Origin of the sequence: Gulosibacter sp. 10 (assembly GCF_900163695.1) — a bacterium.
Taxonomy (GTDB): domain Bacteria; phylum Actinomycetota; class Actinomycetes; order Actinomycetales; family Microbacteriaceae; genus Gulosibacter.
Window position 1 is genome coordinate 77,198 of record NZ_FUIC01000021.1, and the last position, 18,688, is coordinate 95,885.

Below are 18,688 nucleotides of genomic sequence, written 5' to 3' on the forward strand. Positions count from 1 at the left end.
GTTCGCCAAGGAAAACAATGCTCCCAGGACTACCACCGGCCACAGTGCCACTCGGCATCCCACATGCTCGTCGAACGGTGGGGACCGTACTTCCTCTCCGTGAGAATTTCCTGAAGCTGCTCGCTACGTGCTGTCTAGAACGAGAAAGACAATTCTACCGTTCATAATGAGACCAGTAACCCGAGCGATGGTGCTCGTGAGGGCAAACCCTGTCGATCATGTCGGGGGCAGCGCATACGTTTTTGACCAGAGCCCCCGAACTCCCGCACCGGTCAAGGAGGACCCACCATGAAACCACTGTTTCGCAGCAGGATCTCGACGACGAGAGTCGTGGCCGAGGGACTGCAGGACAATCGCCAGCACGGTCATGTGCACGTGCTGTCGGCGTTCCGGGACGGCGTCGGGCCGTCTCCTCGGCATCATCTCGGCGTGCTGTGGCATATCGATCCCGAGCGGAAAGAGCTGCTCGTACAGGCGGCAGAGGCGCCGCTCGAGCTCGACCGTCTCGGACGCTGCTCGCAATGGGAGGGGCCTCAGTCCCTCGAACCCGGCCGGGAGTTCCTGCTCGAGCTCGACAGGAGCTGCCAGAAGACGCCTCCCTCGGACGTACCGGAAGACATCCGCGCGCAGGTGAAGGCGATGGTGCCCAAGGGCGAGGGGCGCTGCTACCGGTCGAAGCCCGTCATCGTGCCCGAGCAGGAGCGCCCCGACTGGGCCGCGGCCCGCCTCGCCGCCATCGGTCTCGAGGTGATCGACGATTCGCTGCAGGTCGGAAATCTCCGCTTCGCGCCGCTCGGCGCGAAGCGGAAGGGCATCCCCTACGTCTCGATCGCCTCGCGCGTCCGCGTCGCGGATGCGCCCAAGGCCGAACTGGCGCTGCACGGCGGCACCGGCAAAGGCAAGAACTACGGCCTCGGGCTGCTCCGCCTCTCCGCGCCCTGATCGCGCTTCCCACCACGACGCACCCGATATCGACATTCATTCACTCGACGAAGAGGAGAACATCATGACCAATGCGCTCAAGGCCCTTATCCGCGAGCACGTGACCGACCCGACCGTCTCGGGACTCGTCATCGAGACGGAGTTCGAGCCGCTCGCAGGCAGGTCCGGAGCGGTCGCACCGCCGACCTATGCGGGCGATGGGGACGACCCTGTCCATGCCTATACGGAGGAAGCGTTCATCCCCGATCGCTCCGAAGAGGGATGGTACACGGGGCTGCAGAAGGATCCGGAATCGGGCGCTCCCCGCCTGGCCCCCCGCGTCGTCCTCAACAGCTTCGCGGCCGAGAGCGGGCGCGCCGAAACCGCGCTCTGGCAGCAGCAGGAGCGTATCCGCTGCGAGCTGCCCGGCATCATCCTCAAGGGCCGCTCAGCCCAACAGGAGGAGGAAGACGAAAAAGAGGAGGACTCACCAGCCTTGACGGAGGCGCTGGACTTCGCCGTCAGCACCTGGGAGCTCGCCCACCGGCAGAACGATGGATGGCTGCGGTATGCCACCGCGGACGGCACGCGACAGGTATGGCAGGACGACGCCGACGGCGATGAACCGAGCGTCAAGCGGATCATCACCTCCGCGAGCGCCGAGCGTGGCTCGCTGCTCTACTCCTATTTCCCGAACTCCGCGGTCTGGGGATTCTGGCTCTCATCGGGAGTCGCAGCTCGCCACCGGCTCCCCCGCGCGTATTCGTCCGAGATCATCGGCTACAACGCGCGACCGGTGCTCTCGGGCGCCACAAAGCTCGACCCGACTGGGGGCACGCCGAACTCCATCGGCGTCGCCATCGACAAGCACGGAGCGCTCGCGCTGACGCCCAAGGTCACGAGGCAGACGAAGCCCTCCGCACGAGGATTCGGGTTCGTCCCCGGCTCCCCGGTCGCGCGCACGTACACCTGCGAGCTCATCCTGCAGCAGTCCACGCTCTCGCTTCCGGTGCTCCGCTCCATCCGGTTCGAGACGGCAGAGCAGTCCGCCGCAGCGCTCACGGTGCTCGTCCTCCTCGCCGCCACCGGGCACGCGCTCGCCGGCGAAGACGGATTCCTCCGCTCTACCTGCGCGCTCAACACGGTCGAACGGCGATGGGGCTGGAAACGGCAGGGCACGCGTGCGCCCGAAGCGTTCGACGCACCGAGCGTGGACGACCTGTCCGCCGCGCTCCGCGAGGCGATCGACGACGCGGAAGCCGTCGGCCTGCGCTTCGCTCCGGTGATCACGCTCATGCTCTCCGATGTCGAACGCGAGCTGATCGCCAAGCGCGTCGAGGAGGCGCCTTCCCTGACCGAGTCCGGAGACGACTGATCATGCTCGAAGTCCACGTCGAATTCTGGCGTCCGGCATTCCACGGGCTCCGCGCAACCGGCGAGCCCGACTGGCCGCCCTCCCCCGCCAGGCTGCTCGGAGCGCTCAAGGCGGGATCGCACGCGCTCGAAGACTCCTCACCCGGCCAAGCACGGGCGCTCGCTGCTCTGCAACGCATGGCTGAAGCGCCGCCGCCGGTCATCACCGCACCCCGGATGATCGAACTGCACCTGCCGGCGACCTACACCGAGAAGACCTGGAAACCCTCGCGCCTCACCAACAACCAGGCCGGCCGGTTCCTCGATACCAGTGCGATCGGGATGGATACGCGGTCCCGCACGCTGAAGCCGAACGGCGGCATCGCGCTGGCGGAGAACGCGCTGGTGTACTCGATCGAGCTCGAGATCGATGACGACGAGCTGCGCGCCCTGCAACAGGCCGCAGCGGCCGTACCGTATTTCGGCACGTCGAAGGATCCCGCCGATATCACCATCCGGCATACGACCGACGGCGAGACTATCGGGGAATCGGCGAACCTCGATCCCGAGACGCAGCAGCGCTGGCAGCCGCGGGTGCGCGCCGACGGCCGCTCGCGCGGCTGGCTGCCTAATACGATGCAGTGGTTCGACATCAACTACGAACGGGTGTTCGGCGAGGATCCCGTGCTCAACCAGCTGGGCCCCATCGCCGCCCACGGATACACGCAGCCGCTCGCCTACTCGCCCCGCAGCGCGAGCAGGCCCGGCGAGTTCCCCATCGTGCCGTTCACCGCCTCCATTCCCCATCACAGCATCCGCGAGCCGCTCGCGGCGGCGAACCGGCGCCTCCGCGCCGAGGGACTTCCTTGGACCGCGTTCCCGGCGACGGTGAGCAACTCCGCGCATGCGGACGGCCGCCTGGTCGGCATCGGCATCCTGCCGGACTCCGACGAAGACCGCCGGCGCGGCTCCGAGGCCGCCGAGATGGTCGTCGAGTCGGAGATCGCGGTGCTGGAGCCGGTCTCCGATTCATTCCCCGTGATCGACCCGGCCGCGTTGAGAGCCCGCACCTGGATCGGCCCTTCCGCATCGTGGTATTCCGCGACGCCGATGCGCGCGTTCCCCGACCGCCGCGTCCTCGAATACGAGGTGCACCGCGAATTGGGATCGCGGTTCAACGCCAGAGTGCTCGAAGTGCGGGCGACTTCGGTGCCGACGAGCAAGGCGCATCGCCCTTGGGCCGATGGGGCGCTCGCCGACGGGCTCGGGCAGTGGTGGCTCGAGGTCGACCTCGCGGAGCCGATCGACGGCCCGGTCGTGCTCGGCCGCGCCAAGGACCACGGATTCGGACTGTTCCACCCGAGAGGACGATCATGACAGACGCTGCAAGGCCCTCTTTCCCGTCTTTCGACGAGTTCTTCGCCGAGACTCACAACAACGCCCCCTATAGCTGGCAACGGGAACTCGCCGCGCAGGTGCTCGCCGAAGGCTGGCCGAGCACCGTCCGGGTACCGACCGGGCTCGGCAAGACGGCGTCGATCGCCGTCGCCGTCTACGCGCTCGCCCACGAACTGCACCACGCGCCGCACCCGGCCTCCCCGTCCCGGGAACGCCTGCCACGACGGATGCCGCAGCGCATCTTTCACCTGGTCAACCGCCGTGTGCTCGTCGACGACACCCACTCGTACGTCCACCAGTTGGCGGAGAAGATCAACAAGGCCTCCGCAAGCAGTCCGCTCGGCCCTGTCCGAACGGCCTTGCAGACGCTCCTGCCTCAGAACGGGCCCGGGAAGTCCGCGATCGCGGTCGCCTCGCTCCGCGGCGGGCTCGCGAACGATCCCGCCTGGTTGCGCGCGACGGGATGCGTCATCGTCTCCATGACGCCGCACCAGTTCGTCTCCCGCCTGCTGATGCGCGGCTTCGGCGTATCGAACTCCTCCCGGCCCATCCACGCGGGACTCGTGGGCATGGACCGCCTCGTGCTGTTCGACGAGCCGCATCTGTCCACGCCCGCTTACGCGGCCATCAGGGATGCCGAGCGGCTGCAGGCCCGGGCCGAGGAACCGCTCGGCATCCCCCTCGGAGCCACGGTCGCGCTGGGGGCGACGATCCCGGCGGTCATCCGCGACGAATCGGACAACGATCGCTCGGTCGAGTTCAACCCCGCCGATGAGCGGATCAAACACCGCTTCACCGCTCCGCGCACGCTGTCCGTGAGAGAGACCCGGACGGCATCCGATGGCGCCTTCGTCAACGCGATGGCGAAGTCCGCGCTGGCCGCCCACGAGTCGGGCGCGTCGGCGATCGTCGTGTTCGCGAATACCGTGGCGGTGGCGCAGGGCATCTATTCGCGCTTGCTCGCCGCGTCCGACAAGGGCCGCGACGTGCCCGAGCCCGACCTCATCACTTCGCGCTTCCGTCCGATCGAACGGATGCCGCTCCCGGATTCGCCGACCGGCATCGTCGTCACGACGCAGTGCCTCGAGGTCGGGGTCGACGTCACGTTCGATGCGATGATCACCGAGGCCGTGCCCTGGGGTACGCTCGTGCAGCGACTCGGACGCCTCAATCGCGATGGCAGTCTCGACAGCGCGGCTGCCACCCTCGTCACGGCCGGAACCGGCGCCGTCCGCAAGGGCAGCGCGGCCGTCTACGGCGAGCAGCCGATCAAGGCGACGCTCGACCTGCTCTCCGGGCTCCCGCACTCTGACGACGGGGGCATCGATGTCTCCACCGCCGCTTTGCAGCGCATCCATGCCGGCTTCCTCAGCGACCATGCCGCCGAGGAGCTCGAGGGGCCGGCACCGCGGAACGGCACTCTGCACAGCGGTCTGGTGCCGCTCATGACGCAGACCCGTCCTTCCCCTATACCGGACCTGCCGGTGGAAGCGTTCATCTCCGGCCCGGATGCGCCGGTGAACCGCGAAGTTCGCGTCGCCTGGCGCGACGATCCCGAGGCTTTCGCAACCGTGCCGAACGCCCAGCTCGAGGATGCCGAGTGCCTGACCATCTCGGAGCGTGCGCTCCGCGCCTTCCTCCGTGGAGCACCCGGAGCCGGTGTTCCGCTCGCCGATCTCGACACGACGCAGATCGATGCCGAGCCGACGGCCGCGGCCGAACCGCTGTGGGAACGGTACGCCGTATTCGTCTGGGACCATGCAGCCGAGGAATGGCGTCGCGTCCGGCGAAGGCAGGACCTCGATGCAGGCCGGCTCTTCCTGCTCGACGGCGAGATCGGCGGTTACTCGCCGAAACTCGGGTGGACGGGCCGCGGCGGTGAGGAGGCGGAGCCCGTGCGCGACGTGTCGCTCGCGGCGGCCATCGCTGCGGTCCGAGCGCGATCGGGGAACCCGCGCAACGCCCCGACCGGCACCTCCACGTGGGTCGTCACCCCGACGACGATCCGAACGGCGAAGGATCTGATCGGCGACGAATCATTATCGGCCATCGCCGACGCGCTCGAGCACACCCTCGCCAGTCGGCACGAGGACTCGCTTCCGGAAGACGAAGCCCTCGCCGAGGTCCAAGACGCGGTGCTCAAGGAGTCGAAGGAAGTGATCTCGATGGCTCTCAGAGGAACCGGGTTCAACGCGGTCGCCCACGTCGACCAGGAGACGGCCGATGCGGGCATCGTCACGCTCCGCTGGCGCGCCGCCTCGCCGAAGAGCCGAGGGACGGCGCTCGGCCGGGTCACGCTGGATGCCCATCTGGAGCAGGTCGGGACGTGGGCCGAGCAGGATGCCGAAACGGCCGGTCTGCGGCAGGAGGTCGTGAGTTCGCTCGGCTTCGCGGGGCGCTGGCATGATGTCGGGAAGCTCGATCCGTCGTTCCAACGGCTGCTCGCGGAGGATCCGTCCGCCGGAATCACGGATGCAGGAATCGTCTCGGATTCCGGAACGACTCCGTTCCTGGCCAAGTCCTCGCTCTCGACACGCGAGACGAAGTCTTCCTTGAAAGCGGCCCGTCGGCTCCGTCTCCGGTGCGGGGTCCCGGAGCGCTGGCGGCACGAATGGCTCAGCGCCGCGGCGATGCGACTCGATCGAGAAGATCCCCTCGCCGCGCATGTCGTCGGGGCGCACCATGGCTATCGCGTCGGTCCGCCGCCCGCACGGCCCGATCAACGGGACGGCTTCGCACACGCCCGCGACTTCCTTACGCTCAACAGGCGGTACGGCCCCTGGGGACTCGCCTATTTGGAAAGCGTGCTCCGGCTGGCGGATTGGCGCGCCTCCGCTCTTCCCGATGAAGCCTTCGCGCTCGAATCCGGAACAGCCGCCGCCCAAGCACGGGCCGTCGAACGTGCGAAGAGCGCTGCGTCGTCGAACCCCGCTCCGGGTGACGAGGTGGTGCTGAGCGGTCTGATCTCGCATCCCACGACCGGCTGGTACGCGGCCGCAGGCCTGCTGGCGGCGGCGCTGGAACTGGGAGATGCGGATGCGAGCATATGCTGGCGTCCCGTGGTTCCCGGCGGCGACGTCGCTGTGCCCGCGATCGCTTCGAAGCACACTCTGGAGCGGCTCGTCGGCCACGTATGCGACGCCGGGCGATGGGAGCGGGCGCAGGACTTCGTGCTGGAGCATGTGGGCGGTAAGTACGGGCTCTGGGCGAAGAGCCAGAAGCTCAAACCGGCTCGGGCGCTGCGTGAGCTTCTACTGGACGCGGACGAGCGGGGGCTCCGATTGGTGCTGGGGCTCGTCGGTGACCTGGGCCTCCAGGAGCGCCAGTCGCAGCAGGTTCCGTTGCCGTTGAACGCGTTGGCGAACAATTCGAACTACCCGAGCGTCGCCCGTGATCACGTCGCTCGTGGATTGGAGGTTGCGGTTCCGCAGACGGTCTCCGCGCTGCTCGATGTCAATGCCGGTTACTCGGCTGCGCAGTGCGATGGCGGGTTCGACAGGCATGATGCGAATTCCTACGCCATCACGGGCGTCGGTTCTGTGGATGACACGGCTGGGCTGCGGGCGACCCGTACGGCGCTCGCACCCCTGGCCGTCTACGGCATGGCGGCGCTCGGGCACACGGGTGCGCTCGGATTCGGGCGGGCCCGTATCGGGCGCACTCGAGCCCTGCGTCTGCCGTTGCCGCAGCGGCCCACGGGTCTCGATGAGCTGAGGGCTCTGCTGCTTTCGGTCTGGAGCGCGGACCGATGGGACTGGGCTGCTATCGACAACGATGCCGTGTTGGAAGCGGAGTTTGTCGATCGCGGCGACTCCGACAAATCGTGGCGCCCTTCCACGAAGCGCCGGTAAGCGGCTGAGGCCGCCAGGTTTTTCACAACTCAACAGCGAAACCGCGTTGCCTGCTGGTTCGCGTCGAGACAGGACGAGCGACCTGCTCAAGGCAAACTGTACGTATTTCTGAGTAAGCTGCGGAAAAACACCTGGTCAGGAAGTACCGACTCCGCGTGCGCGGAGGTCTTCCGGCTGCGCCGAGGACCGTGGCGATAGCGTCCGCACCGACTCCGCGTGCGCGGAGGTCTTCCTCGGGACGTGGCGGACCAGTGGAAGGGCGCCGAACCGACTCCGCGTGCGCGGAGGTCTTCCCATGTACCGGACCCGCCTGTATCAGGGATGCGAACCGACTCCGCGTGCGCGGAGGTCTTCCCTACCGGATGTATCTCGGCCGGTGGGTGGAGCGACCGACTCCGCGTGCGCGGAGGTCTTCCCAACTCGATCTCTGCGGAGGTTGGGTTCGAGCGACCGACTCCGCGTGCGCGGAGGTCTTCCCGCCGGCCGTGGCCGTGTCGCCGCCCGCTACCAACCGACTCCGCGTGCGCGGAGGTCTTCCCCGACCAGCCAGTACCGGCCATTCGTCGGAACGACCGACTCCGCGTGCGCGGAGGTCTTCCCGCGAAGCCCACGGTCAGCGCGCGGGACCAGGCACCGACTCCGCGTGCGCGGAGGTCTTCCCGCGTCGATCTTCTCGGGCTTCATGCCGTCCTCACCGACTCCGCGTGCGCGGAGGTCTTCCTGCAACAGGATCATGCGTTCATTGATGGTGCGAGACCGACTCCGCGTGCGCGGAGGTCTTCCCTGGTGCTGGTCCAAGGTCTCGAGCCGGATCGCACCGACTCCGCGTGCGCGGAGGTCTTCCCCCCGGCGAGGACATCGGCTTCCCGCAGTCATCACCGACTCCGCGTGCGCGGAGGTCTTCCCGGCACCAACGCACAGACCTACATCACGGACACACCGACTCCGCGTGCGCGGAGGTCTTCCGCCGGGGGACACGCAGCGCTCGGTCGCGATCGCACCGACTCCGCGTGCGCGGAGGTCTTCCGTCGAACCTGACGTAGGTTCGCCGCCTCTCTGAACCGACTCCGCGTGCGCGGAGGTCTTCCGATCGTGCGCCGCTTCTCCATGATCCAGGCGCGACCGACTCCGCGTGCGCGGAGGTCTTCCCGAGCACCACGCGAAAGCTGTCGGCGGTGCCGCACCGACTCCGCGTGCGCGGAGGTCTTCCGTCGGCCTTGGTGAGCTTGTTCTTGAACAGCGCACCGACTCCGCGTGCGCGGAGGTCTTCCCTGCCCCCAGTCCGGATCCCCCTTCGCACAGAAACCGACTCCGCATGCGCGGAGGTCTTCCGAACCCCGAGGAAGTCGCGCGCAAGCTTCGAGAACCGACTCCGCGTGCGCGGAGGTCTTCCCGTCTTCGGGAGCCCCGGGGTGTCGTCCTCGCAGTCGACTCCGCGTGCGCGGAGGTCTTCCGATCGACGCGGTCGAGGGCCGGCAGCCACGACGGTCGACTCCGCGTGCGCGGAGGTCTTCCCCGGGCGACGACGCCCCACCCCCGAACATCACGGTCGACTCCGCGTGCGCGGAGGTCTTCCCGGGTCGCCGACACCGAACTCCTCGAAGTCCAGGTCGACTCCGCGTGCGCGGAGGTCTTCCTGAGTGCCGGGATACGCGTGCCTCCCGGCCAGGGTCGACTCCGCGTGCGCGGAGGTCTTCCCGCGTCCTTCCCGATGCCGAGCTCTCGCATGATGTCGACTCCGCGTGCGCGGAGGTCTTCCCCCGAGGCCGGCCAGGTCTCCAAGAACGGCTCCGTCGACTCCGCGTGCGCGGAGGTCTTCCGTCAGCCGGCATCCCCAGCCTCCTGTTCTGCGTGTCGACTCCGCGTGCGCGGAGGTCTTCCGGTTACCGAGGCTGTTGTCGGTGAGACCCCAGTGTCGACTCCGCGTGCGCGGAGGTCTTCCGTTGCCGTATGTCCGTGGTCCCGTGCTTGCTTCGTCGACTCCGCGTGCGCGGAGGTCTTCCCGCGAGTGCGGCGAGCTGGCGCCAGGTTCGGCCATCGACTCCGCGTGCGCGGAGGTCTTCCTGTTTTCGCTATGGCGTGGATCGCGCTGTCGTAATCGACTCCGCGTGCGCGGAGGTCTTCCTCGCTCGCGCGCGTTGTCGAGCACGTCTTGCTCGCCGACTCCGCGTGCGCGGAGGTCTTCCGTCACGGTCCTCCCGAACGAGTTCTGGAAGCAGGCCGACTCCGCGTGCGCGGAGGTCTTCCCGTCCCCCTCGACCAGCGGCCGTTCGTCAGCGGGCCGACTCCGCGTGCGCGGAGGTCTTCCCGCCGGCATCGTGAGCGTGCCGACCGACTTTGAGGCCGACTCCGCGTGTGCGGAGGTCTTCCCCACATGTGGCTCAGCGACGTGACGGTGTCCGTGTCGACTCCGCGTGCGCGGAGGTCTTCCCCGCTGGCTTCCGCCCCGGCCGCGATCTCACTCGCCACGCGCATGCGTGGGTCTCCCCGCGACATCGCAAGCTCGACCGATTGGGTGTTCGTCATCACCGCGTATGCGAGAGGCTCCTGCCCGTTCAGTCGGATACGCCTTCGGCGAGGCCAACTACGCGTACGCGTATGTTTTCCCGTGTTTCCCGATTTCGAGGGCCTCGGCGGGATAGCTGCCTCGCGTACGCGAGGGACCATCGTCGTACAAGACCGAGGCGACGGCGACACCTCAATTCATTTCGTAGGCGACGATCCGCCGCCGGCGCTCAGCGAAACGCCGTCCTGCCTCACATACGCGAGGAACCGCAGCCATGTCCGGCATCGTTGAAGAGGAGTTTGCAGCTGCCCGCATCCAGGCGCAACGTCTCCACGCCTTCCTCCAGAGCCTCCTCCCGCAAGGCGTTCAGTGGGTGAGCACGTGCGTGTACTACTCCTACCCGTCCGCGACCGTGCACCACGTTCCGAAACAGCAGCAGACGGACATCGTGTCGAACACGGATCAGCTCGAGCAATACCTCGCACGGCTTGCCGGAGATCGGCGCGCGCACGCCGATCCGGGCCATGTGGCCGATGCGTTGAGCCCGAACGCCGGAGACGTCACCGGAACCGGCCGCTGGGCGGAGGCCTGGCCGGACCGGCTCAGCTGACCACCCGGGCGAACGGTAGTCCTCCGGCCGCCCATTGGCAACGGGGTGGTTCAGGTTCGACGCCCCGCGCACACTGGGGTGACCCGTCCCGCGAAGACGGAACGAAGCGAACGCCGACAGGGAAGGAAACCGACCATGACCCACCTGGCAGACAAACGCATCGCAATCCTCGCAACCGACGGCTACGAGGACTCCGAACTCACCCGGCCGCTCTCAGAGCTGCTCAAGCACGAGGCCGCCGTCGACATCATCTCCACCGAGCCCGGCATGATCACGGGCAAGAACGGCCACGAGGCCAGGGTGGCCCGCACCACCGCCGACGCGAACGCCGAGGACTACGACGCGCTCGTGCTCCCCGGCGGCGTCGCGAACGGCGACCGGATCCGCCTCGACGAGCAGGCCGTCTCGTTCACCCGCAGCTTCTTCGCCCAGCACAAGCCGGTCGCGGCCATCTGCCACGGCGGATGGATCCTCGCCGACGCCGACGTGCTCGAGAACCGCACCGTCACCTCCTACCCGAGTCTCAAGACGGACCTGCGCAACGCCGGCGCCACCTGGGTCGACGAGGAGGTCGTCGTCGATCAGGGGCTCGTCACGAGCCGCACCCCCGACGACCTCGACGCGTTCTGCGACAAGCTCATCGAGGAGATCGCCGAGGGACGCCACCACGGCCAGACCGTCTGACACCGAGTGGCGCCGCCACGGGCGCTCCGGCGGGGCCGGCGCGAGCGAATCGCGTCGGCCCCGCCGCCTCCGTATCGCGGCTCCGGCGCGATCGACGGCCTCATACTCTCAGACCCCACGCGCAAGCGGCCGATCGCTCCGACACGCGAAACGGCCCGGCGGATGCGGACATCCGCCGGGCCGTCACGGACTCCGGGCGCCGCGCGCTCAGACCGCGGTCGCCGCCGGGCGGTCGCGCGCCTCTCCCGGCTCGCGCTCCGAGCCGGTGCGATACAGGTCGAGCAGACCGGCGACGCCGTCCTCCTCGTACCTCCGAAGCTGCTGCGCCGCCTGGCTCCCGCCCCTTCGCAGCCGATCCGCATAGCCCTCGACCCGCTCGAGGTCGCCATAGGCGGCGAGCGTCGGCGCCACGGATTCGAGCAGCAGGTCGACCGCCTCGAAAGCCGGCCGGGACTCGCCCGCTGCCGGATCGACGAGCTCCGCCTCCAGGCCGTCCCGAGCGGCCAGCCACAGGGCCCCGTCGAGCAGGCCGGGAACGATGCCCGGCGCCGCCACGCCCTCCTCGGCCTCGCGCAGCCCCTGATCGACGATCGCGCGCACCAGCACGCCGAACGCCGCCGCATCGCGCGCCTCGAGGTGGGCATCCGCGATGCGCAGCTCGATCGTCGGGAAGTTGTCGGAGAGCCGAGCGACCCAGGTCACGATGCCGGAGTCGAGCAGCACGCCGCTCGCCACGAGCTGCCCGATCGCACGGTCGTACTCATCCCCGTCCGCGAACGCCGGCGGGTAGCCCGCGATCGGCCAGGTCATGCTCTTGATGTGCCGCCAGCTGGCGAACCCGGTCGGCTCCCCCAGCCAGATCGGCGAGTTCGCGCTCAGCGCCAGGAGCGTCGGCGCCCAGCGCGCCAACCGCTGCAGCGCATCCACGCCGGCATCCCGCGAGGGCACCTCCACGTGCACGTGCGTGCCCGTCACGTACTGGTACGCGCCGGCGTTGCGCACCTCCGCCTCGATGGCGCGATAGCGCTTCTTCGGCGTGACCGTGCCGGCCTCCTCGCCGCCCACCGGCGGCAGTCCGGTTCCCGCGAGCACCACCCCGCGCCGGGCTGCCTCCTCCGAGACGGCGCGGCGGAACCCGGTGAGCGCCTCCTCCGCCTCGGCGGCATCCACGCACACCGGCGTCGCCGTCTCGAGCTGGCTCGAGAAGAACTCCCGGTCCGCGCGCTCGCGCTGCTCCGGCAGCGACCGGATCAGCGGCTCCGCATGATCCGAGGGCCGGCCCGTGACGGCGTCGAGGAGCAGGTACTCCTCCTCCACGCCGAAGCTCCGGCGCTCGCGCCCGCTCACGCGTCGTCTCGTTCTCCGGGCAGCTCGCCCTGACCGCGATCGGTCGGGGTGGATGCGACATCCGCGCCGAGCTCCTCGAGCGCCTCCCGCGGCGTGTCGCCGGGCGTCTCGACCACCTGCTCGTCCTCGGGCCGCACGTTCGGCTCGGGCGCATCGCGGTGGTCGGTGGCCACGAGTTCCTCGTCCCCGCCGAGCTCCTCATTCGGTTTCGCGATCTGTGCCATCGTCGGGCCTCCTTCGTCCGATCGGAACCGGGTAGCCCGCGCACGGGCCCCGTATGGGTGGCTTCCGAGCGTAGGCGCGCCGCCGTGCGATCCACGTCAACGAGTGCTGGGAATCTCGCCGCCGTTCGGACCTCGCGGGCAGCCGCGCGTGATTGAGTCCGGTGATCCCCCGACGGAAGGAGTCGACATGACCGACGACGCGCAGACGGACCAGCTGACGTTCCAGAACCCCGTGACCCGGTTCCCCGAGATCACCCCGCCCAAGCAGCACCAGCCCGAGCCCGGGCTCGACCAGGAGCTCGTGCCGAAGACCGACCGCGGCCAGCGCTCCTACCGCGGCACCGGCCGCCTCGAGGGCAGGAAGGCGCTCATCACCGGCGCGGACTCGGGCATCGGCGCGGCCGTGGCGATCGCCTTCGCCCGCGAGGGCGCCGATGTGGCGCTCTCCTACCTGCCCGCCGAAGAGGCGGACGCTCAGGAGATCAAGCGGTGCATCGAGGAGTCCGGCCGCCGCGCGGTGCTGCTGCCCGGCGACCTCGCCGACCCCGAGTTCTGCGAACGGCTCGTCGACCGGGCCGCGGAGGCGCTCGGCGGCCTCGACGCGCTCGTGAACAACGCCGGCCGGCAGATCGCCGTGGCGGACATCGCGGATCTGCGCGACGAGCAGTGGACCGCCACGTTCGAGACCAACATCCACGCGATCTATCGCGTCTCCAAGGCGGCGCTGAAGCACCTGCCGGCGGGATCGACGATCGTGAACTCCACCTCCATCCAGGCCTACAAGCCCTCCGAGACCCTGCTCGACTACGCGTCCACCAAGGCCGCGATCAACAACTTCACGAAGGGGCTCGGGCAGCAGCTCGCACCGAAGGGCATCCGCGTGAACGCGGTGGCCCCGGGCCCGATCTGGACGCCGCTGCAGGTCTCCGACGGGCAGCCGAAGGATGCGCTGCCCGAGTTCGGCAAGAACACGCCCATCGGCCGGGCCGGACAGCCGACCGAGCTCGCCCCGGCCTACGTCTTCCTCACCTCGCCGGAGTCGAGCTACGTGATCGGCGAGACGCTCAACGTGAACGGCGGCACCCCCTCGCCGTAATCCGTCAGCCGGCCCCGCGGGCGCTGGCCTAGGATCGGCGCATGAAAGCAGTGTTCTCCTTCTGGCTGGCGCTCGTGGTGGTCGGGCTCCTCGCGATGTTCGCGATCGTGCTGATCGGACGATGATGAGCAGGTTCAAGGATCACGCGCTCTCCATCGCCTTCGCCGCGGCCTTCGTGCTGACGCTGTTCGGGCAGTCCTTCGCCGGCCTGGCCGTCTACAACGAGGAGCAGGCGGCGCACGGCGGGACCGCCGCCGGTTGGCTCGACTTCGTCACGTCCTCCGACTTCGTGGTCGACGTGGCCGAGAACTGGCAGTCGGAGTACCTGCAGTTCTTCCTGTTCATCCTCGCGACGGTGTGGCTCGTGCAGCGCGGGTCCCCCGAGTCGAAGGAGCCCGGCAGCGAGGGCACGGGCACCGACGAGGAGCAGCTGGTGGGCGAGTACGCGCGCCCCGACTCCCCCGCCTGGGCGCGGGCGCGCGGCTGTCGCAGGTGGATCTACAGCAACTCGCTGCTCATCGTGATGGGGACGATCTTCGTCCTCTCGTGGCTGCTGCAGGGCCTCGCGGGCACGGTGGTCTACAACGCGGAGCAGCTGCAGCACGGGCAGCCCGAGGTCTCCTTCCTCGGCTACGTGCTCTCCGCGGATTTCTGGAACCGCACCCTCCAGAACTGGCAGTCGGAGCTGCTCGCGGTGGGATCGATGGTCGCGTTCGCGATCTTCCTGCGGCAGCGGGGCTCCGCGGAGTCGAAGCCGGTCGGCACGCCGCACCGGGTCTCGGCCGTCGAAGCGGAGTGACGGCGTTCCGCGCCGACGCCTCTATCTCGTTCCGGCATCGATATTCGACGGATAAGGGGAATTCCTCGCGCGGCTAATAGAATGAGCAGCAATATCCGTACCGAAAGGAGAGAACCGTGGGCTTTTTCGCATTTCTCGTACTCGGGTTGATCGCCGGCGCGATCGCGAAGGCGATCCTCCCCGGCAGGCAGGGCGGCGGCTGGATCGCCACCCTCATCCTCGGCGTCGTCGGCGCGATGGTCGGCGGCTGGCTCGGCGGGCTGCTGTTCAACGCGGACCTCGAGAAGTTCTGGTCGCTCGAATCGTGGCTGCTCGCCATCGGCGGCTCGCTCGTGGTGCTGCTGATCTACGGCCTGATCGTCGGCCGGAAGAAGGGCGCGGAATAACCGCCCGGCCGTCGAAGGAATCGAATAGGCGTCGTCGAATACTCGGCGGCGCCTATTCCCGTATCCGGGCGATGAGTTCGTTCAGCGCCGCCTTGATCGTCTGCTCCATCACCTCGACGGGGCGTCCCCCGAAGCGATGCAGCGAGATGGTCGGCTCGGCCGCCCCGCCGTACGAGGCGAGATAGACCGTGCCGGGAGGGTGACCCTCGCTCGGCTCGGGACCGCCCACGCCGGTCAGCGCGACGGAGTACTCGCCGCCGAGCAGCTCCACAGCCGAGCGGGCCATGGCCGCCGCGGTCTCCGGCGTCACCACCGGCCCGCGGGGTGCCTCCAGCAGGTCGTACTTGACCTCGGGGTGATAGGCGACGATGCCACCCCGGAACCACCGCCCGGCCTGCGGAGCCGCCGCGATGGCGGCCGCCAGCTGCCCGCCTGTGAGGGACTCGGCCGTCGAGATGGTGCATCCGCGCTCCTCGACGGCGCGGAACAGCTCCTCGATGAGACGGTCGACGTCCTCGCCGAATGCGGATTCGACCATGCGGGCTCCTCACGTTCCTGGCTGCGCGGATGAGCCATCGTACGCCCGTTCGAGCCGCGGGGCCTGTGCCCTGGATCGGCCTCCGCCGCATCCCGGGCGCAGGCCCCCGGTCTCGGGCAGTGCCTATCGAACCCGCGTGCGCGGGAATCGCCACCCTCGGTGACCCGCACGTTGATCGCGGTCTGGCTATCGAACCCGCGTGCGCGGGAATCGCCAGAGGGCGAGCACCGTCGCGGCGGCGATGATGCCGAGGCACCACAGGAGCGAGGCCGCGGGTCTCCCCTCGCCGCCGATCAGCCCGGCCCGGATGGTCTCGATGATGGGCGTGACCGGCTGCTGCTCGGCGACGGGCGCGAGCCAGTCGGGCATCGTCTCGATGGGGACGAAGGCGCTCGACACGTAGGGCAGGAACAGGATGATGAATCCGTACCCGTTCGCGGCCTCGGGGCTCCCGGCGATCAGCCCGATGACCGCGAAGACGCTCGTCACCGCGAGGATCCACAGCGATACGATACCCAGCGCGCCCAGCCAGCCGAGGAGGTCGCCGCGGGGCCGGAACCCGAGGGCGAACGCGATCGCGATGACCACCGCGGTCGCGACGAGGTTGCGCACGAGGCTCGCGATCACGTGACCGACGATCGAGGTCGAGGCGGCGATCGGCATGGTGCGGAACCGCAGCATGGCCCCCGCCGTCATGTCCCGGCTCACCGAGACCGCCGTGGACGCGGCGCCGAACCCCGCGCAGGTGAGGATGATGCCCGGCACGATGTAGTCGATGTACCGGCCGTCGTGCTGGATCGCGCCGCCGAACACGACCGTGAACATGAGCATGAGCAGCGCGGGGAGCGCGATCGCCATCAGCAGCCCCTCGCCGTCCCGGACGCTCAGCAGCAGGCTGCGCCGGATGAAGATGCCGCTCGATCTCGCCGCGGAGATGCCCCGCGGCGCCGTGATCGCCGTCATGCCGCCACCTCCTCGCGTCGCGTGAGCGCCGCGAAGGCGTCCTCGAGGCTCGGCGATCGCAGCTCCACGCGCACCGGGCGGTCGTGCCGCATCCGGGCCAGGACCGCGGCGACGGACTCGGGGCTGCCGTCGGTCTCGGCGGTCTCGATCGTGTTGCCGGCGTCATCCACGAGCGCCACGGCCCGCCCGCCGACGAGCGCGGTGAGCTCGTCCACCGTGCCGTCGGCGACGATGACGCCCCGGTCGAGCACCATCACGCGGTCCGCGAGCGCCTCGGCCTCGTCGAGCGTCTGCGTCGTGAGCAGCACCGTGGTGCCGCCGCGAGCGAGCGCTCGCACGTCCTCCCACACCCGGGCCCTGCTGACGGGGTCGAGTCCGGTGGTCGGCTCGTCGAGGATCAGCAGCGGCGCGGGCGAGATCAGGCTCGCAGCCAGGTCGAGTCGGCGCCGCATCCCGCCGGAGTAGGTGCGCACGGGCTTGCGCCCCGTGTGCTCGAGGCCGAGGCGCTCGAGCATCTCATCGGCACGAGCCCTCGCGCGGCCGCCGAGTCCGAGCAGCTCGCCGAGGATCACGAGGTTCTCGCGCCCGCTCAGCAGCTCGTCGAGCGACGGGGCCTGGCCCGTGACGCGCAGCAGCGAGCGCACCCGCCGCGGCTCGCGCAGCGCGTCGTGCCCGAGCAGGCGCACGGATCCCGCATCGGGTCGCACGATGGTCGTGAGAATCGAGACGAACGTCGTCTTGCCCGAGCCGTTGGGGCCGAGCAACGCGACGACGCCGCCGTCGATGTCCATCTCCAGACCGTCGAGCACGCGGTGCCGCTGGAACGACTTGCGGAGGTTCCGCACTTCGATCATCGGGGGCATCGCCACCACCTCCCATTGTTGTGTATGTCGCAGACAGTATGCATGACACACAGTATGCGCCACACACAATTCCTGCGCAATACCGTGTGCGTGATATACCGTTGCGGGAGGAGGTCGCCATGCCGGAGGAAGTCGCGCGCGTAGTCGCCCTCGCGTGGGGCGCCGAGGCCGCGCCGCAGCGCGGGCCCAAGCGGGAGCTCAGCCTGGAGCGGATCGTCGAGGCCGCCATCGGCATCGCGGATGCGGAGGGGCTGCAGGCCGTCACCATGCAGCGGGTCGCGAAGACCTTCGGCTATACGACCATGGCGATGTACCGGTACGTCGCCAACAAGGACGATCTCCACCAGCTGATGGTCGACGCGGCGACCAGGGGCGCCATCGCCGTGGACGACGAGGACTGGCGGCTCGGGCTCCGACAGCTCTGCGACTACCTGCTCGAGACGTACCGTCGGCATCCGTGGGTGCTCGACATCCCTGCCTCGTCCGAGTCGCTGCTCATGCCCGCGCAGGTGCGCGTGGCGGATACCGCGCTGCGGGCGATGCGGACGCTGCCGGTCTCGCACGAGGAGCGGCTGCTGCTGCTCATGCACCTCTCCACGTTCGTGCGCGGGCACGCCGCGCTGCTGCGGGAGCTCGCGAATTCCGGCGAGGGCGTCTCGGAGGCCACCAGAACGCTCCTCCGCGAGGCGGTATCGGCGGGCGGCTACCCGGATCTCGCGCCGCTGATCGAGTCCGGGGCCTATTTCGGGGCGCCCGAGGATGCCCCGATGACGGCCGAGGAGGCGGAGCAGGATTTCGCGGCGGGGCTGCGCATCTGGCTCGACGGCATCGCATCGGTCCACTGCGGTCCGGATCGCGATGGCGAGGCGCCGCAGACCGCCGAGCCGAAGACGCCGGAGGCGGCGCTCGCCGCGGTCGAGCACGAGCTCGAGGCCGCGGCGGCGCTGCGGAAGGCGACGCAGCGCCGGGTGCGGGAGCTCGAGAAGCGCGAGGCGGAGCTGCGCAAGCGGCGCGAGGCGGCGAAGGAGGCCGTCAAGTCGGCGGCGAGGGTGCGGAAGCAGTCGCCCGAGTCCGGCTAGCGGCACGGCCTCGGCCTTCCCTGACCGTCGCTCCGGTTCCGTCTCGATACCCTCGAAGCTCTGTTCATCG

General features: G+C 69.2%; 15 protein-coding genes and 1 CRISPR repeat array. Of the genes, 10 read left to right on the forward strand and 5 right to left on the reverse strand.

The features are described 5' to 3' along the window. Positions 1 to 288 precede the first annotated feature (288 nt). The 6 genes from FM112_RS08545 (at position 289) to FM112_RS08570 (ending at position 11,323) form a co-directional block, all read left to right on the forward strand. Positions 289 to 942: a type I-E CRISPR-associated protein Cas6/Cse3/CasE gene (locus tag FM112_RS08545; protein ID WP_087006478.1), complete on the forward strand. Its 654-nt coding sequence runs from the start codon at positions 289 to 291 to the stop codon at positions 940 to 942. A gap of 64 nt (positions 943 to 1,006) precedes the next feature. Further along, on the forward strand, positions 1,007 to 2,296 hold the full coding sequence (locus tag FM112_RS08550; RefSeq protein WP_176386751.1) for a type I-U CRISPR-associated protein Cas7: 1,290 nt from the start codon (positions 1,007 to 1,009) through the stop codon (positions 2,294 to 2,296). A gap of 2 nt (positions 2,297 to 2,298) precedes the next feature. Continuing rightward, positions 2,299 to 3,651 carry a type I-U CRISPR-associated protein Csb2 gene (gene csb2, locus FM112_RS08555; protein WP_176386752.1) on the forward strand — a complete coding sequence of 451 codons (1,353 nt, stop codon included), beginning with the start codon at positions 2,299 to 2,301 and terminating at the stop codon, positions 3,649 to 3,651. Next, a complete protein-coding gene (cas3u, locus tag FM112_RS08560) occupies positions 3,648 to 7,523 on the forward strand; it encodes a type I-U CRISPR-associated helicase/endonuclease Cas3 (protein ID WP_087006484.1) in 3,876 nt (1,291 codons plus the stop codon). The genes csb2 and cas3u overlap by 4 nt, the downstream gene beginning before the upstream one ends. 146 nt (positions 7,524 to 7,669) lie before the next feature. Next, positions 7,670 to 9,954: a CRISPR direct-repeat array (repeat unit 26 nt; unit sequence CGACTCCGCGTGCGCGGAGGTCTTCC). Between the two features lie 349 nt (positions 9,955 to 10,303). Next, complete coding sequence (locus tag FM112_RS08565) at positions 10,304 to 10,639, forward strand: hypothetical protein (protein WP_087006485.1); 336 nt, start codon at positions 10,304 to 10,306, stop codon at positions 10,637 to 10,639. Positions 10,640 to 10,774: 135 nt separating this feature from the next. Next, complete coding sequence (locus FM112_RS08570; RefSeq protein WP_087006487.1) at positions 10,775 to 11,323, forward strand: type 1 glutamine amidotransferase domain-containing protein; 549 nt, start codon at positions 10,775 to 10,777, stop codon at positions 11,321 to 11,323. Between the two features lie 207 nt (positions 11,324 to 11,530). Here the strand turns inward: FM112_RS08570 and FM112_RS08575 are convergent, their stop codons facing one another. Further along, positions 11,531 to 12,670 carry a YbdK family carboxylate-amine ligase gene (locus tag FM112_RS08575; protein ID WP_087006488.1) on the reverse strand — a complete coding sequence of 380 codons (1,140 nt, stop codon included), beginning with the start codon at positions 12,668 to 12,670 and terminating at the stop codon, positions 11,531 to 11,533. Then, positions 12,667 to 12,894 carry a hypothetical protein gene (locus FM112_RS08580; RefSeq protein WP_087006490.1) on the reverse strand — a complete coding sequence of 76 codons (228 nt, stop codon included), beginning with the start codon at positions 12,892 to 12,894 and terminating at the stop codon, positions 12,667 to 12,669. The genes FM112_RS08575 and FM112_RS08580 overlap by 4 nt, the downstream gene beginning before the upstream one ends. Positions 12,895 to 13,081: 187 nt before the next feature. Between FM112_RS08580 and FM112_RS08585 the strand changes: the two genes are divergently transcribed. The 3 genes from FM112_RS08585 to FM112_RS08595 all read left to right on the forward strand — a co-directional run bounded on the left by FM112_RS08585 (position 13,082) and on the right by FM112_RS08595 (position 15,175). Further along, positions 13,082 to 13,990 (forward strand): SDR family oxidoreductase, encoded by a 909-nt coding sequence (locus FM112_RS08585; RefSeq protein WP_087006493.1) that lies wholly within the window; start codon positions 13,082 to 13,084, stop codon positions 13,988 to 13,990. A gap of 124 nt (positions 13,991 to 14,114) precedes the next feature. Next, entirely contained in the window at positions 14,115 to 14,789 is a 675-nt protein-coding gene (locus FM112_RS08590; RefSeq protein ID WP_087006495.1) for a DUF6766 family protein, read from the forward strand. 116 nt (positions 14,790 to 14,905) lie between these two features. Then, complete coding sequence (locus FM112_RS08595; protein ID WP_087006497.1) at positions 14,906 to 15,175, forward strand: GlsB/YeaQ/YmgE family stress response membrane protein; 270 nt, start codon at positions 14,906 to 14,908, stop codon at positions 15,173 to 15,175. Positions 15,176 to 15,227: 52 nt separating this feature from the next. Here FM112_RS08595 and FM112_RS08600 read toward each other — a convergent pair whose 3' ends face one another. The 3 genes from FM112_RS08600 to FM112_RS08610 all read right to left on the reverse strand — a co-directional run bounded on the left by FM112_RS08600 (position 15,228) and on the right by FM112_RS08610 (position 17,539). Beyond that, the gene (locus FM112_RS08600) at positions 15,228 to 15,713 is read right to left on the reverse strand and encodes a CinA family protein (protein ID WP_087006499.1); all 486 of its coding nucleotides are present in this window, start codon (positions 15,711 to 15,713) and stop codon (positions 15,228 to 15,230) included. A 186-nt stretch (positions 15,714 to 15,899) separates the two neighbouring features. Continuing rightward, positions 15,900 to 16,676 (reverse strand): ABC transporter permease, encoded by a 777-nt coding sequence (locus tag FM112_RS08605; protein WP_087006501.1) that lies wholly within the window; start codon positions 16,674 to 16,676, stop codon positions 15,900 to 15,902. Beyond that, entirely contained in the window at positions 16,673 to 17,539 is an 867-nt protein-coding gene (locus FM112_RS08610; RefSeq protein WP_087006543.1) for an ABC transporter ATP-binding protein, read from the reverse strand. Before FM112_RS08610 ends, FM112_RS08605 begins: the two co-directional genes overlap by 4 nt. A 119-nt stretch (positions 17,540 to 17,658) precedes the next feature. On the opposite strand from FM112_RS08610, the gene FM112_RS08615 reads away from it, so the two are divergent. Next, positions 17,659 to 18,618, forward strand: coding sequence for a TetR/AcrR family transcriptional regulator (locus FM112_RS08615; protein ID WP_176386753.1), 960 nt, complete (start codon positions 17,659 to 17,661; stop codon positions 18,616 to 18,618). Positions 18,619 to 18,688 lie beyond the last annotated feature (70 nt).